Origin of the sequence: Pseudomonas rhizophila, assembly GCF_003033885.1 — a bacterium.
Classification (GTDB): Bacteria; Pseudomonadota; Gammaproteobacteria; order Pseudomonadales; family Pseudomonadaceae; genus Aquipseudomonas; species Aquipseudomonas rhizophila.
In genome coordinates this window covers 53,920-67,215 of record NZ_CP024081.1, presented here as the reverse complement: position 1 = coordinate 67,215, position 13,296 = coordinate 53,920, and the positions used below count along the sequence as shown (strand labels likewise).

Sequence of the window (13,296 nt, the reverse complement as noted above, 5' to 3'; positions counted from 1 at the left end):
CTCCAGGGAATCAGGTTGTGTGGAAAGTGAGCGTTATCATGGCGACAGCGTTCAGTATTTACAACACTTTGACCTCAATCCCGTGCGGTGAAGCGACTTTCGGTAGATTGCGCTTTGCGTCAGCCCCCGGAATAGAGCCGTGGAACCCGGCGCAGGTTGCAGAAAATCTGATAAGGAATCGTGCCGGCCGCCTTCGCGACATCACTGGCCAGGATAGTCTTGCCCCACAGCTCCACGGTCGAACCGAGCCCGGCGTTGGGGATATTCGTCAAGTCGACACACAGCATGTCCATGGAGACCCGACCGACCAGTTGACTAGGCTGCCCGTGCACCAGCACCGGCGTACCGTTCGGCGCCTGGCGCGGGTAACCGTCGGCGTATCCCATGGCAACCACGCCGACCCGCGTCGGTTGCGCGGTGACAAAACGGGCGCCATACCCCACCGGCTCGCCGGCGGGCAATTCACGCACGCTGATGATCTTGGACTCCAGAGTCATGACCGGCTGCAGCCGCGCAGCGACGGCGTTGGCTTCCTCGAAGGGGGTCGCACCGTACAGCATGATGCCTGGCCGCACCCAGTCGCTTGGTATCTGCGGCCAACCCAGCACTGCCGGGGAGTTGCGCAAACTGATCTGCGCCGCCAGCCCCTGGCGGGCCGCCTCGAACACGGCCAGTTGCTCGGTGCTGCTGGGATCGTGCAGTTCATCGGCGCGGGCGAAATGGCTCATCAACACGATCTTCGCCACCTTGCCGCTGGCCAGCAGTCGACGATAGGCCGCCTGATAATCCGCCGGATGCAGCCCCACCCGATGCATCCCCGAGTCGAGCTTGAGCCAGACCGTAATCGGCTTGCTCAGGGTCGCGTTTTCAATCGCTTCGAGCTGCCACAACGAATGCACCACACACCAGAAATCGTGTTCGACGATCAGCGACAGTTCATCGGCCTCGAAGAATCCTTCCAGCAGCAAGACCGGCCCACGAATCCCGCCGGCCCGCAGTTCCAGCGCTTCTTCGATGCAAGCCACGGCAAACCCATCGGCCGTGTCCTGCAAAGCCTCGGCGCAGCGCACTGCGCCGTGCCCATAGGCATCGGCCTTGATCACCGCAAGAGCTTTGGCCCCCGTCACTTCGCGGGCCAATTGGTAGTTGTGACGTAAGGCTTGAAGGTCGATCAGAGCACGGGCAGGACGCATGGCGGCAGGCTTCTAGGCGGACTAGGTAAAAAAAACGGCGCTGGCTGACGGCATGAACCACCAACAGCACCGCAAGAGGGATCGTTTTCCGGGTTTAGGGCAGCGCTGCCACGACGGACAGCTCCACCAGGATTTCCGGTTCGCACAGTTTGGCTTGCACAGTGGCCCGGGCCGGCGCGACGCCCTTGGGCAGCCATTTGTCCCAGATCGCGTTCATGCCTTCGAAATGGGCGTCGATGTCTTTCAGGTAAATCGTCACCGACAACAGATGATTTTTGTCGGTCCCGGCCAGGTCCAGCAAACGCTCGATATTGGCCAGGGTTTCACGGGTCTGCTGTTCGATACCGGCACTCATGTCGTCGCCAACCTGCCCGGCCAGGTAAACAGTGCCGTTGTGCAGGACGACCTGACTCATGCGGTCATTGGTGAGCTGGCGCTGGATTGACATGTTTTGCAGACTCCTGGTGTTTACTGCCATAACGGGAAATATCGAGGCCTTCGGCGCTGATCTGTGGTTTTTTCTTCGCCATCAGGTCCGCTAGCAAGCGCCCGGAACCACAGGCCATGGTCCAACCGAGGGTGCCATGGCCGGTGTTCAGGAACAGGTTCTTGAACGGGGTGGCGCCCACGATCGGTGTGCCATCCGGAGTGGTCGGACGCAGACCGGTCCAGAAACTGGCCTGGGCCAGATCGCCGCCCTGAGGATAAAGGTCGTTGACGATCATCTCCAGGGTTTCACGCCGACGCGGGTTGAGAGACAGGTCAAAACCGGCGATTTCCGCCATGCCGCCCACACGGATGCGGTTATCGAACCGGGTAATCGCGACCTTGTAGGTTTCGTCGAGAATGGTCGAGGTCGGAGCCATCGCCGGATTGGTGATCGGCACCGTCAGGGAATAACCCTTGAGCGGATACACCGGCGCACGAATGCCCAGCGGTTTGAGCAATTGCGGTGAATAACTGCCCAGGGCCAGGACGTAGCGGTCAGCGGTTTCCAGCTTGCCGTCGATCCAGACGCCGTTGATGCGATCACCGGCGTAGTCCAGGCGCTGGATGTCCTGGCCAAAGCGGAATTCCACACCCAGTTTTACGGCCATTTGCGCCAGACGCGTGGTAAACATCTGACAGTCGCCAGTCTGGTCATTGGGCAGACGCAAGGCACCCGCCAGGATGTCGGTGACATTGGCCAATGCCGGCTCGACGCGGGCAATGCCTTCACGGTCCAGCACTTCGAAGGGCACACCGGACTCTTTCAGCACGGCGATGTCTTTGGCCGCACCATCAACCTGAGCCTGGGTACGGAACAATTGAGTGGTCCCCAGACTGCGGCCTTCGTAGGCAATCCCGGTTTCGGCGCGCAGTTCGTCGAGGCAGTCGCGGCTGTACTCGGACAGACGCACCATGCGCTCCTTGTTCACGGCATAACGATTGGCAGTGCAGTTGCGCAGCATCTGCGCCATCCACAGGTACTGGTCGATGTCAGCGGTGGCTTTGATCGCCAGCGGTGCGTGGCGCTGCAACAGCCACTTGATGGCCTTGAGTGGCACACCTGGTGCGGCCCACGGCGAGGCATAACCCGGCGACACCTGGCCGGCATTGGCAAAACTGGTTTCCATGGCTGGCGCCGGCTGACGATCAACCACCACGACTTCAAACCCGGCACGGGCCAGGTAGTAAGCACTGACGGTACCGATGACGCCGCTACCTAAAACCAGAACGCGCATGTTGAAGCCCTCATCGCGGATAACCGCTGACGTTTTGTTGTACAGACCGTAATGTGCGCAGTTTAGAAAAGATCAGGCAGTGCTTTTCACTATATAAATGCCTATATTTGGCGAGAATTCTCGGCAAAAACCCTTTTCATGGAGGAGCATCACCTGTGCGGACCAACACTCAGACCAAACGTGAGCTGGACAAGATCGACCGCAACATCCTGCGCATCCTCCAGGCGGATGGACGGATTTCCTTTACGGAGCTTGGGGAAAAGGTCGGCCTCTCCACCACCCCCTGCACCGAGCGGGTTCGTCGCCTGGAGCGCGAGGGAATCATCATGGGCTACAACGCCCGGCTCAATCCGCAGCATCTGAAGGGCAGTCTGCTGGTGTTCGTCGAAATCAGCCTCGACTACAAATCCGGCGACACCTTTGAAGAATTCCGGCGCGCGGTGCTGAAATTGCCTCACGTGCTCGAATGCCATCTGGTGTCAGGCGACTTTGACTATCTGGTGAAAGCGCGGATTTCCGAGATGGCTTCGTACCGCAAGCTGCTGGGCGACATCCTGCTCAAGCTGCCCCACGTGCGCGAATCCAAGAGCTACATCGTGATGGAAGAAGTGAAGGAGAGCTTGAACCTGCCGATTCCGGATTGAGGGGCGTTCTTGGCTACACCAATACCTGCCGGGTGCTGGCCATATATTCGTGAATCTGCTTCTCGACCCGCGGATGAATCAGTTCCACCGGCCGCCGGCCATTGGGACACGGCAAGGTCGCCGTGGTGCCGAACAACCGGCAGATCAGCGGCCGCTCGTCATAGACCGTGCAGCCATTGGGTCCCAAGTGCACGCAGTCGAGCGCTTCCATGGCCGCGTCCTGTTCGGCGCGAGTCTTGCGTGGCAAGCGGGCCATTTCCTCGGGCGAGGTGGTCACTGGCCCGCAGCAGTCATGGCAGCCCGGTACGCACTCGAACGAGGGAATCTGTTGGCGCAGCGTGCGGATTTTTTGACTGTTGCAGCTCATCGAAGCGGCTACCGAGACGGGACAAGGCAGGATTTTGCACGAAAAGCCCTGTCCCAGACAGCGCCAACCGACCGGTGTTGCCCATGGACGAATCCCCGGCTTATGCTCCGTAAAATTTCTCAAACACAATAATCAGGATTACGCACATGAACGCCCGTGTTCAGCAACCTGTCCCGAGCCATTCGCACGCCGCCTCTTACTACGCCGCCAGCAGCTTGCCGCAACCGGATCATCCGCTGCTGCAGGGCGAGCTGGTGGCGGATGTCTGCGTGGTAGGCGGTGGGTTCTCGGGGTTGAACACAGCGATCGAACTGGCCGAGCGCGGCATGAGCGTAGTGCTGCTGGAAGCGCACAAGATCGGCTGGGGGGCCAGCGGGCGCAACGGCGGTCAACTGATTCGCGGCGTCGGTCATGGCCTCGATCAGTTCGCCCCGGTCATCGGTGCCGACGGCGTACGCCAGATGAAGCTCATGGGCCTTGAGGCGGTGGAAATCGTCCGTCAACGGGTCGAGCGCTTTCAGATCCACTGCGACCTCACCTGGGGTTATTGCGACCTCGCCAACAAGCCAAGCGATCTGGAAGGTTTCGCTGAGGACGCTGAAGAGCTGCGCAGCCTGGGGTATCACCATCAGACCCGGCTGCTGCAAGCCCACGAAATGCACAGTGTGGTGGGTTCGGATCGCTACGTCGGCGGCCTGATCGACATGGGCTCGGGCCATTTGCATCCGCTGAACCTGGCCTTGGGCGAAGCCTGCGCCGCGCAGCAACTGGGGGTCCGGCTGTTCGAGCAATCGGCGGTCACGCGCATTGATTACGGCCCGGAAGTGAAGGTGCATACCCAACAGGGCGCGGTCCGGGCCAAGACCCTGGTGCTGGGCTGCAACGCCTACCTCAATGGGCTCAACCCGGAACTCAGCGGCAAAGTGCTGCCCGCCGGCAGCTACATCATCGCCACTGAACCTTTGAGCGAGGCTCAGGCCCAGGCGTTGTTGCCGCAGAACATGGCGGTCTGTGATCAACGGGTGGCGCTGGATTACTACCGGCTTTCCGCGGATCGACGCTTACTGTTCGGCGGAGCCTGCCATTACTCGGGTCGTGACCCGCAAGACATTGGCGCGTACATGCGTCCGAAAATGCTCAAGGTGTTCCCGCAACTGGCGCAGGTGAAAATCGACTTTCAATGGGGCGGGATGATCGGCATCGGCGCCAACCGCTTGCCGCAGATCGGTCGACTCAAGGATCAGCCCAACGTGTACTACGCCCAGGCCTACTCCGGCCACGGAGTGAATGCCACGCACCTGGCCGGCAAGCTGTTGGCCGAAGCCATCAGTGGGCAACAGAGTGGTGGTTTCGATCTGTTCGCCCAGGTGCCGCACATGACCTTCCCGGGCGGAAAGCATCTGCGCTCGCCACTGTTGGCACTGGGGATGCTGTGGCATCGGTTGAAAGAGTTGGTTTAAAGCGCCCAGCGCTACTGGTGACGCTATCGCGGGCACGCCTTGCTCGCACAGATTGAAAGAGGGCTGTAAGAGCAAGGCGTGCCCGCGATAGCAGTTTCAGGCCCGGTACCGCTTCAAAGCCGCCAGAACGGCTTCAAGCCCTCCTCCCGCGCCTGCTCTCGGCTCAGCCCGATATCACGCAACTGTTCCGGTGTGAGCTCCAACAAGGCCTTGCGTGTATGCAGACGACGCCAGAACAGGGCCCAGCGGCTCAGGCTGGACGGGGCACTGTGCAACATCGCATTGCGTAGCTCCTTTTCCTGCCCCGCCGCCAGTTCCTGGCTGTGTAACGTCAGCCGCACATCGCTCAAGCCGTTCATTTTGATCGCTCCTGTTTACTTGGGTAGCCAGAGCTTTCATGATGCGCGGACTGCCATAATCAATACAGATTCAAACAATGTGTTTTCCATGCATACAGATTGCGGCTTTTCGACACTGAATTGTCTTTTTCCGCCGCAACTGTATTGGTTACCGTTGTCCACTTCATCGAGAGCGCGCCATGACCCTTTATGTGAACCTCGCCGAATTGCTCGGCACCCGCATCGAACAGGGCTTCTACCGTCCCGGCGACCGGCTGCCGTCAGTGCGCGCGCTGAGCATGGAGCACGGTGTCAGCCTGAGTACGGTGCAGCAGGCCTATCGCGTGTTGGAGGACAGCGGGCTGGCGATGCCAAAACCCAAATCAGGGTATTTCGTACCGGCCAGCCGTGAACTGCCGGACCTGCCGGTAGTGGGTCGCCCAGCCCAACGACCGGTGGACATCTCCCAATGGGACCAGGTGCTGGAGCTGATACGCTCGGTACCACGCAAAGACGTGGTGCAACTGGGCCGAGGCATGCCGGATATCAACTCGCCGACCATGAAACCGCTGTTGCGCAGCCTTGCGCAGATCAGCCGCCGGCAAGACATGCCGGGCCTGTATTACGACAACATCTACGGCAACCTCGCGCTGCGCGAACAGATCGCTCGCCTGTCGCTGGACTCGGGTTGCAAACTGGGAGCCGGCGACCTGATCGTCACCACGGGCTGTCACGAAGCGCTGTCGGTCAGCATCCGCGCCACCTGTGAACAAGGCGATATCGTCGCGGTGGACTCCCCCAGCTTTCACGGCGCCATGCAAACCCTCAAGGGCCTGGGCATGAAGGCCCTGGAAATCCCCACCGATCCACTGACCGGCATCAGCCTGGAGGCCCTGGAGCTGGCGCTGGAACAGTGGCCCATCAAGGCCATACAGTTGACGCCCAGTTGTAACAACCCGCTAGGCTACATCATGCCCGAGGCCAACAAACGCGCGTTGCTGACCTTGGCGCAGCGCTTCGACGTGGCGATTATCGAGGACGATGTGTATGGGGAACTGGCCTACACCTACCCGCGCCCCCGCACGATCAAATCCTTCGACGACGATGGCCGCGTCCTACTCTGCAGTTCTTTTTCCAAGACACTGGCACCGGGTTTGCGAGTGGGCTGGGTCGCACCCGGCCGCTATCTGGAACGGGTGCTGCACATGAAATACATCAGCACCGGCTCCACCGCACCGCAACCGCAGATAGCCATTGCGGAGTTTCTCAAGGGCGGGCACTTCGAACCGCATTTGCGGCGGATGCGCAGCCAATACCAACGCAATCGCGACGTCATGATCGACTGGGTCAGCCGCTATTTTCCAGCGGGTACTCGCGCCAGCCGCCCGCGCGGCAGCTTTATGCTCTGGGTCGAACTCCCCGAAGGCTTCGATACACTCAAGCTTAATCGGGTCCTGCATGACCAGGGCGTGCAGGTGGCGGTCGGCAGCATATTTTCCGCCTCGGGCAAGTACCGCAATTGCCTGCGCATGAACTACGCTGCCAAACCAACGGCACAGATCGAGGACGCCGTCCGCAAGGTCGGCGCCGCGGCCATTGCGTTGTTGAACGAAACCCGACTCGACGCCGTCTGAGCTTTACTCAGGGAAGCAGCACCCACAAGCCGATCAACGCAAACAAGCGGAACGAGCCTACGTGAGACCCAGACCCATCCTGCCTGTGCTCCTGCTAGTCGCCTCGCTGCTGGGCGGCTGTGCCAGTTTTGACATCACCCGCGAACCTTCCCAGGCGCTCCCGGCAACCGAATCTTCGTTCGGACGCTCGGTACAGGCCCAGGCCGCTCCACACGAGGGACGCTCGGGTTTCCGCCTGCTATCTGACAGTACCGACGCCTTCTCCGCCCGGGCCGAGTTGATCCGCAACGCCCAAAGCAGCCTGGATTTGCAGTACTACATCGTTCATGACGGCATCAGCACGCGAATGCTGGTGGATGAATTGCTCAAAGCCGCCGACCGCGGCGTACGCGTGCGCATCCTGCTGGATGACACCACCAGCGATGGCCAGGATCAGATCATCGCGACCCTCGCCGCTCATCCGCGGATCCAGATACGCCTGTTCAACCCACTTCATCTGGGGCGCGCCACCGGGGTAACCCGCAGCCTCGGGCGGCTGCTCAACCTCTCACTGCAACACCGGCGCATGCACAACAAACTTTGGCTGGCGGACAACAGCATGGCCATCGTCGGCGGTCGCAATCTGGGGGATGAATATTTCGACGCCGAACCCAACCTGAACTTCACCGACATCGACCTGCTTGGCGTTGGGCCGGTGGCCGAACAATTGGGGCACAGCTTCGACCAATACTGGAACAGCGCCCTGAGCAAACCCATCGAACAATTCCTGTCCCGTCGGCCAACCCCCAAGGATCTGGCCAACAGCCGCCTACGCCTGCAAGAGTCACTGGAGCAGACGCACAAGGAAAATCACGCGCTTTACCAGCAGTTGACCTCCTACCGGACCCAACCGCGCCTGGACATCTGGCGCAGGCAATTGATCTGGGCCTGGAACCAGGCGCTGTGGGATGCACCCAGCAAAGTACTGGCCAGGGATGAGCCTGACCCGCAGTTGTTGCTGACCACGCAATTGGGCCCGGAGCTGACGGGGGTCAGTGAAGAACTGATCATGATTTCGGCCTACTTTGTACCCGGCCAGCCAGGGTTGGTCTACCTGACCAGCCGCGCCGATGCCGGAGTGGCGGTGAGTCTTTTGACCAACTCCCTGGAGGCCACCGACGTACCGGCGGTGCACGGCGGTTACGCGCCGTATCGCAGGGCTTTGCTGCAACATGGGGTGCGGCTGTACGAATTGCGTCGCCAGCCCGGGGACACGGGTGGCAGCCCCCATTTGTTCTACAGCAAGTCCTACGGCGAATCGGACTCCAGCCTGCATAGCAAGGCGATCATCTTCGACCGGAAGAAATCCTTCATCGGCTCGTTCAATTTCGATCCGCGTTCAGTGCTGTGGAACACCGAAGTGGGGGTCTTGGTCGACAGTCCCGAACTCGCCGGCCAAGTGCGCGAACTGGCCTTGCAGGGCATGGCACCGGCCTTGAGTTACCAGGCCCGCCTGAAGGACGGGAAGCTGATATGGACCACCGAAGACAACGGCCAACTGCATGACCTGGACCGCGAACCCGGCAGTTGGTGGCGCCGCTTCAACGCCTGGTTCGCCACCACCGTTGGGCTGGAGCGAATGCTGTAGAAGCCCCGGGTTCAGCACGTTTCCCAAGGCTTCACTTTGTTCAGGCAGGTTGCGTGGCGCCAAACGCCCCTTGGCGCAACAACAGAACCACCAAGCCGAACGCTCCCGCGGCCATGAACAAGGGCAGCGCATGCCCACTGATCCATTGACTGCCCGCCCCCGCCGCCAGCGGGCCAATCAGACAACCGATCCCCCACAACTGGGCAATATGGGCGTTGGCCCGCACCAGTGCATCGTCGCGATAACGCTCGCCGATCAGGATCAGTGACAAGGTGAACAACCCGCCTGCGCTGGCGCCAAACAGCACCCACAGTGGCCAGATCAGCAAGGTATCGATCAGCAGTGGAACCGCCAGGCTCGACAGCATCAGCGCCACCGCACAGCCAGTGAACAACGACCGGCGCGACAGGCGGTCCGCAAGGGCGCCAATGGGCAACTGCAACAAGGCATCACCGACCACTACCGTGCTGACCATCGCCAGCGCAATGTCGGCGCTGAAGCCCTGACGCAAACAGTAAACCGGCAACAAGGTCAGGATCATTGCCTCGAACGCCGCGAACAACGATACCGCCCAGGCGATTGCCGGCAACCCACGACAAAACGCCCAGAGATCCTTGAAAGTGACGCTGCAGGCTTCACTGCTGGGCGCGCCGCTGCGCCCCAGCAACAGCAACGGCGAAACCAGCAAAAGACCGACACCCACCCAAAAGCCATAATCGTGATCAGTCCCCAGCGCGCCCAGCAGCAACGGACCAGACAACTGACTCAGGGCGTAGCTGCTGCCGTACAACGCCACCAACCGTCCGCGCCATTGTTCGATCACCAGTTGGTTGATCCAGCTTTCACCCAGAATGAACACCAGGGTCAGGACGACGCCGATCATCAGCCGCAGCACCAACCAGACCGGATAGCTGGGCAACAGCGCCAGCAACCCGATGGACACCGCCCCACCCCACAAGCACAAGCGCATCAACGCCGCCGTGCCGAACCGCGCCGCAAGCCGACTCGACACCTTGGCCCCGACCAGCACCCCAACGGCCGGCATGGCGGCCATCACCCCGATGGCAAACGAACCATAACCCCAGCCTTCCAGACGCAGCGACACCAGCGGCATGCTCACGCCCAGCGCCAAGCCGACACTCAGGACAGATGCCAACACGGCGAAATAGGTCGCCCAACGCATTTCCACGCTCCTGTGGATAGTTATCGATTTTCAGGCCCCACAAAACACTGTGGGAGCGAGCCTGCTCGCGATAGCGGCGCAACATTCAACAGAGTCGTCGACTGTCACACCGCTATCGCGAGCAGGCTCGCTCCCACAGGGGACCAGCACTGCATGCAGCCCCGAACAGGATCCGGGGCCGCCCCTGTCAGAGCTTGATCCAGGTCGCCTTCAGCTCGGTGTACTTGTCGAACGCATGCAGCGACTTGTCGCGGCCGTTACCCGACTGCTTGAAGCCGCCGAACGGTGCGGTCATGTCGCCGCCGTCATACTGGTTGACCCAAACGCTGCCAGCACGCAGCGCCTTGGCGGTCAGGTGAGCCTTGGAAATGTCCTTGGTCCATACCGCCGCGGCCAGGCCGTACGGCGTGTCGTTGGCAATCTGGATGGCCTCCTCGGCGGTATCGAAAGCGATGACCGACAACACCGGACCGAAAATCTCTTCCTGGGCGATTTTCATGGCGTTGCTCACCCCGTCGAAAATCGTCGGCTCGACATAGGTACCGCCGGTTTCTTCGAGGATCCGCTTGCCGCCGGCCACCAGCTTGGCGCCGTCGCTGTGACCGGCCTCGATGTAGGACAGCACGGTGTTCATCTGCTGGGTATCCACCAGGGCGCCGACATTGGTGGCCGGGTCCAGGGGGTTGCCAGGTTTCCAGCCCTTGAGCGCTTCAATCACCAGCGGCAGGAAGGTGTCCTTGATGGAACGCTCCACCAACAGTCGCGAGCCCGCGGTGCAGACTTCGCCCTGGTTGAAGGCAATGGCGCTGGCGGCGGACTCGGCGGCGGCTTGCAGGTCCGGGGCATCGGCGAACACGATGTTCGGGCTCTTGCCGCCGGCTTCCAGCCAGACACGCTTCATGTTGGACTCGCCCGAGTAAACCATCAGTTGCTTGGCGATTTTGGTGGAACCGGTGAACACCAGGGTATCGACGTCCATGTGCAGGGCAAGGGCCTTGCCAACCGTGTGGCCGTAGCCCGGCAGCACGTTGAGCACGCCCTTGGGAATACCGGCCTCCACTGCCAATGCGGCAATGCGGATAGCGGTGAGCGGGGATTTTTCCGACGGCTTGAGCACCACCGAGTTACCGGTGGACAGCGCCGGGCCGAGCTTCCAGCAGGCCATCATCAGTGGGAAATTCCACGGCACGATAGCGCCTACGACGCCCACCGGTTCACGGGTCACCAGGCCCAACTGATCGTGGGGGGTCGCGGCCACTTCATCGTAAATCTTGTCGATGGCTTCACCGCTCCAGCTCAACGCTTGAGCTGCACCGGGAACATCGATATTCAAGGAGTCGCTGATCGGCTTGCCCATGTCCAGGGTTTCGAGCAGCGCCAGTTCTTCGGCGTTCTGCTTGAGCAGGCCGGCAAAGCGGATCATGGTCGCTTTACGCTTGCTCGGCGCCAGGCGCGACCAGACACCGGAGTTGAAGGTGGCGCGGGCGTTTTCGACGGCACGTTGGGCGTCGGCGACGTCGCAACTGGCGATCTTGCCCAGCACACGGCCATCCACCGGGCTGAGGCAGTCAAAGGTTTCGCCGGACACCGCATCGGTGTATTCGCCGTTGATGAAGGCACGGCCTTCGATGGTCAGGTCGCGGGCGCGTTGTTCCCAGTCGGCACGAGTCAGGGTGGTCATGCGAGTGTCCTCCTCTTATTGAGTACGAACGCCACGCGATGCGCAGCGCTCCACGAATTCTGCCCAGCCGGCCTGTTTTCGGCGCGGGGCACCCGCCACCCTAAACCAGCGGCTGGTAATGTTTCAATATATTTGACACAACACTGGCAAACGGCCTTGCGATGTTCGTTTTAATAAACATAGACTTTGGCTCTTCCAGCCATTCGCGCCGTCATTACCGGAGAATTGCCGCATGAGCATCCAGGACATCGTCGATTTCAGTCAGGCCAGTACCACCGCCGAACGCTATCGCCCGGACGCAGCCAAGGTACTCAAGGGTGATCCCGAACAAACGGTGTTCAACCACTACAGCAGCCCTTGCGGGCAAATGAATGCAGGCGTGTGGGAAGGCGCGGTCGGCCAGTGGACGGTCAACTACACCGAACATGAATACTGCGAGATCGTCCAGGGCGTTTCCGTGCTGCGGGACAATGATGGCAATGCCAAGACCCTGCGGGCCGGCGACCGCTTCGTGATCCCGGCGGGGTTCACCGGCACTTGGGAAGTGTTGGAGGCGTGCCGCAAGATTTATGTGGTGTTTGAACAGAAGGCTTGAGGATTTACATCGTTAGGCCTGGCCTCATCGCGAGCAGGCTCGCTCCCACATTGGCGCTGTGTAATGCCTGAGTTTCAGGCAAGCACAATGCCCTGTGGGAGCGAGCCTGCTCGCGATGAGGCCCCGACAGGCAACAAAAATCCGGCAACAAAAAAGGCCCGTATCTTGCGATACGGGCCTTTTTCGTAAGAAGGGAAAAATCAATTACTTGATTTTGCCTTCCTTGTAGATCACGTGCTTGCGAACAACCGGATCATATTTCTTGATCTCGATTTTGTCCGGGGTAGTACGCTTGTTCTTGTCGGTAGTGTAGAAGTGACCAGTACCGGCGCTCGAGATCAAACGAATCAATTCACGCATGATTAGCTCCCTTAAATCTTGCCATCGCGGCGAAGTTCGGCGAGCACGACACTGATGCCACGCTTGTCGATGATACGCATGCCTTTGGCAGATACGCGCAGACGCACAAAACGTTTCTCTTCTTCAACCCAGAAGCGGTGATGCTGCAGGTTCGGCAGGAAACGACGACGGGTTTTGTTGTTTGCGTGGGAAATGTTATTCCCAGTCACCGGACCCTTACCGGTAACTTGACAGACTCTCGACATGCCTCAGCCCTCTAAAACCACATGCCCAACCCGGCATGGGTTGGCCGCTTAATCTCTCAGTCATTTGGCGCCAGGCGCCGCGTTTCTTTAAGGGTCTTACCGGCTACACCTACAGTGAAGGAACCGGGCCCCTAGAAAAGAGCGCTGCTTTATACCAGAAAGACCACAGTGCAACAACTGCCGGTGTGATTTGTCTTCGTTGGAAAGCGACGCGTAACGCCCCCGAACGGCTGGGGCACAGGCTG

Annotated in this window: 14 protein-coding genes; 5 read left to right on the top strand and 9 right to left on the bottom strand. The window is 60.5% G+C overall.

Features of this window, described 5'->3' with window-relative positions; all coding sequences use genetic code 11:
• Window positions 1–119 precede the first annotated feature (119 nt).
• The 3 genes from alr to dadA form a co-directional block, all read right to left on the bottom strand.
• Window positions 120–1,193 carry an alanine racemase gene (gene alr / locus CRX69_RS00285; protein ID WP_047226151.1) on the bottom strand — a complete coding sequence of 358 codons (1,074 nt, stop codon included), beginning with the start codon at window positions 1,191–1,193 and terminating at the stop codon, window positions 120–122.
• Window positions 1,194–1,287: 94 nt separating this feature from the next.
• Window positions 1,288–1,641 (bottom strand): RidA family protein, encoded by a 354-nt coding sequence (locus CRX69_RS00280; RefSeq protein WP_047226152.1) that lies wholly within the window; start codon window positions 1,639–1,641, stop codon window positions 1,288–1,290.
• Window positions 1,613–2,917, bottom strand: coding sequence for a D-amino acid dehydrogenase (gene dadA, locus CRX69_RS00275; protein ID WP_047226153.1), 1,305 nt, complete (start codon window positions 2,915–2,917; stop codon window positions 1,613–1,615). The genes CRX69_RS00280 and dadA overlap by 29 nt, the downstream gene beginning before the upstream one ends.
• Window positions 2,918–3,072: 155 nt before the next feature.
• Between dadA and CRX69_RS00270 the strand changes: the two genes are divergently transcribed.
• A complete protein-coding gene (locus CRX69_RS00270; protein WP_003206849.1) occupies window positions 3,073–3,561 on the top strand; it encodes an Lrp/AsnC ligand binding domain-containing protein in 489 nt (162 codons plus the stop codon).
• Between the two features lie 13 nt (window positions 3,562–3,574).
• Here CRX69_RS00270 and CRX69_RS00265 read toward each other — a convergent pair whose 3' ends face one another.
• On the bottom strand, window positions 3,575–3,928 hold the full coding sequence (locus CRX69_RS00265) for a YkgJ family cysteine cluster protein (protein ID WP_003206850.1): 354 nt from the start codon (window positions 3,926–3,928) through the stop codon (window positions 3,575–3,577).
• 146 nt (window positions 3,929–4,074) lie between these two features.
• On the opposite strand from CRX69_RS00265, the gene CRX69_RS00260 reads away from it, so the two are divergent.
• Complete coding sequence (locus CRX69_RS00260) at window positions 4,075–5,388, top strand: NAD(P)/FAD-dependent oxidoreductase (protein ID WP_047226154.1); 1,314 nt, start codon at window positions 4,075–4,077, stop codon at window positions 5,386–5,388.
• A gap of 113 nt (window positions 5,389–5,501) precedes the next feature.
• Here CRX69_RS00260 and CRX69_RS00255 read toward each other — a convergent pair whose 3' ends face one another.
• The gene (locus CRX69_RS00255) at window positions 5,502–5,747 is read right to left on the bottom strand and encodes a DUF1127 domain-containing protein (protein WP_047226155.1); all 246 of its coding nucleotides are present in this window, start codon (window positions 5,745–5,747) and stop codon (window positions 5,502–5,504) included.
• A 179-nt stretch (window positions 5,748–5,926) separates the two neighbouring features.
• Here CRX69_RS00255 and CRX69_RS00250 point away from each other — a divergent pair, with 179 nt between their 5' ends.
• A complete protein-coding gene (locus tag CRX69_RS00250) occupies window positions 5,927–7,360 on the top strand; it encodes an aminotransferase-like domain-containing protein (RefSeq protein ID WP_047226156.1) in 1,434 nt (477 codons plus the stop codon).
• A 61-nt stretch (window positions 7,361–7,421) separates the two neighbouring features.
• Window positions 7,422–8,987, top strand: coding sequence for a phospholipase D family protein (locus CRX69_RS00245; protein WP_047226157.1), 1,566 nt, complete (start codon window positions 7,422–7,424; stop codon window positions 8,985–8,987).
• Between the two features lie 40 nt (window positions 8,988–9,027).
• Here CRX69_RS00245 and CRX69_RS00240 read toward each other — a convergent pair whose 3' ends face one another.
• Both CRX69_RS00240 and CRX69_RS00235 read right to left on the bottom strand, forming a co-directional pair.
• The gene (locus CRX69_RS00240) at window positions 9,028–10,170 is read right to left on the bottom strand and encodes an MFS transporter (protein WP_047226158.1); all 1,143 of its coding nucleotides are present in this window, start codon (window positions 10,168–10,170) and stop codon (window positions 9,028–9,030) included.
• Window positions 10,171–10,357: 187 nt separating this feature from the next.
• Window positions 10,358–11,851: an aldehyde dehydrogenase gene (locus CRX69_RS00235; RefSeq protein WP_107321363.1), complete on the bottom strand. Its 1,494-nt coding sequence runs from the start codon at window positions 11,849–11,851 to the stop codon at window positions 10,358–10,360.
• A 232-nt stretch (window positions 11,852–12,083) separates the two neighbouring features.
• Here CRX69_RS00235 and CRX69_RS00230 point away from each other — a divergent pair, with 232 nt between their 5' ends.
• Window positions 12,084–12,446 (top strand): cupin domain-containing protein, encoded by a 363-nt coding sequence (locus CRX69_RS00230; RefSeq protein WP_047226160.1) that lies wholly within the window; start codon window positions 12,084–12,086, stop codon window positions 12,444–12,446.
• A gap of 204 nt (window positions 12,447–12,650) precedes the next feature.
• On the opposite strand, the gene rpmG is transcribed toward CRX69_RS00230, so the two are convergent.
• Together rpmG and rpmB are read right to left on the bottom strand one after the other, a co-directional pair.
• Window positions 12,651–12,806 (bottom strand): 50S ribosomal protein L33, encoded by a 156-nt coding sequence (rpmG, locus tag CRX69_RS00225; protein WP_003177274.1) that lies wholly within the window; start codon window positions 12,804–12,806, stop codon window positions 12,651–12,653.
• Window positions 12,807–12,817: 11 nt separating this feature from the next.
• Window positions 12,818–13,051: a 50S ribosomal protein L28 gene (gene rpmB, locus CRX69_RS00220; protein ID WP_003229474.1), complete on the bottom strand. Its 234-nt coding sequence runs from the start codon at window positions 13,049–13,051 to the stop codon at window positions 12,818–12,820.
• Between the last annotated feature and the right edge of the window lie 245 nt (window positions 13,052–13,296).

Coding starts and splice junctions, on each gene's coding strand:
- CRX69_RS00260 (WP_047226154.1), top strand. CDS start 4,075: ATGAACGCCCGTGTTCAGCAACCTGTCCCGAGCCATTCGCACGCCGCC.
- CRX69_RS00235 (WP_107321363.1), bottom strand. CDS start 11,851: ATGACCACCCTGACTCGTGCCGACTGGGAACAACGCGCCCGCGACCTG.
- CRX69_RS00240 (WP_047226158.1), bottom strand. CDS start 10,170: ATGCGTTGGGCGACCTATTTCGCCGTGTTGGCATCTGTCCTGAGTGTC.
- CRX69_RS00230 (WP_047226160.1), top strand. CDS start 12,084: ATGAGCATCCAGGACATCGTCGATTTCAGTCAGGCCAGTACCACCGCC.
- rpmB (WP_003229474.1), bottom strand. CDS start 13,051: ATGTCGAGAGTCTGTCAAGTTACCGGTAAGGGTCCGGTGACTGGGAAT.
- CRX69_RS00250 (WP_047226156.1), top strand. CDS start 5,927: ATGACCCTTTATGTGAACCTCGCCGAATTGCTCGGCACCCGCATCGAA.
- CRX69_RS00265 (WP_003206850.1), bottom strand. CDS start 3,928: ATGAGCTGCAACAGTCAAAAAATCCGCACGCTGCGCCAACAGATTCCC.
- CRX69_RS00280 (WP_047226152.1), bottom strand. CDS start 1,641: ATGTCAATCCAGCGCCAGCTCACCAATGACCGCATGAGTCAGGTCGTC.
- alr (WP_047226151.1), bottom strand. CDS start 1,193: ATGCGTCCTGCCCGTGCTCTGATCGACCTTCAAGCCTTACGTCACAAC.
- dadA (WP_047226153.1), bottom strand. CDS start 2,917: ATGCGCGTTCTGGTTTTAGGTAGCGGCGTCATCGGTACCGTCAGTGCT.
- rpmG (WP_003177274.1), bottom strand. CDS start 12,806: ATGCGTGAATTGATTCGTTTGATCTCGAGCGCCGGTACTGGTCACTTC.
- CRX69_RS00255 (WP_047226155.1), bottom strand. CDS start 5,747: ATGAACGGCTTGAGCGATGTGCGGCTGACGTTACACAGCCAGGAACTG.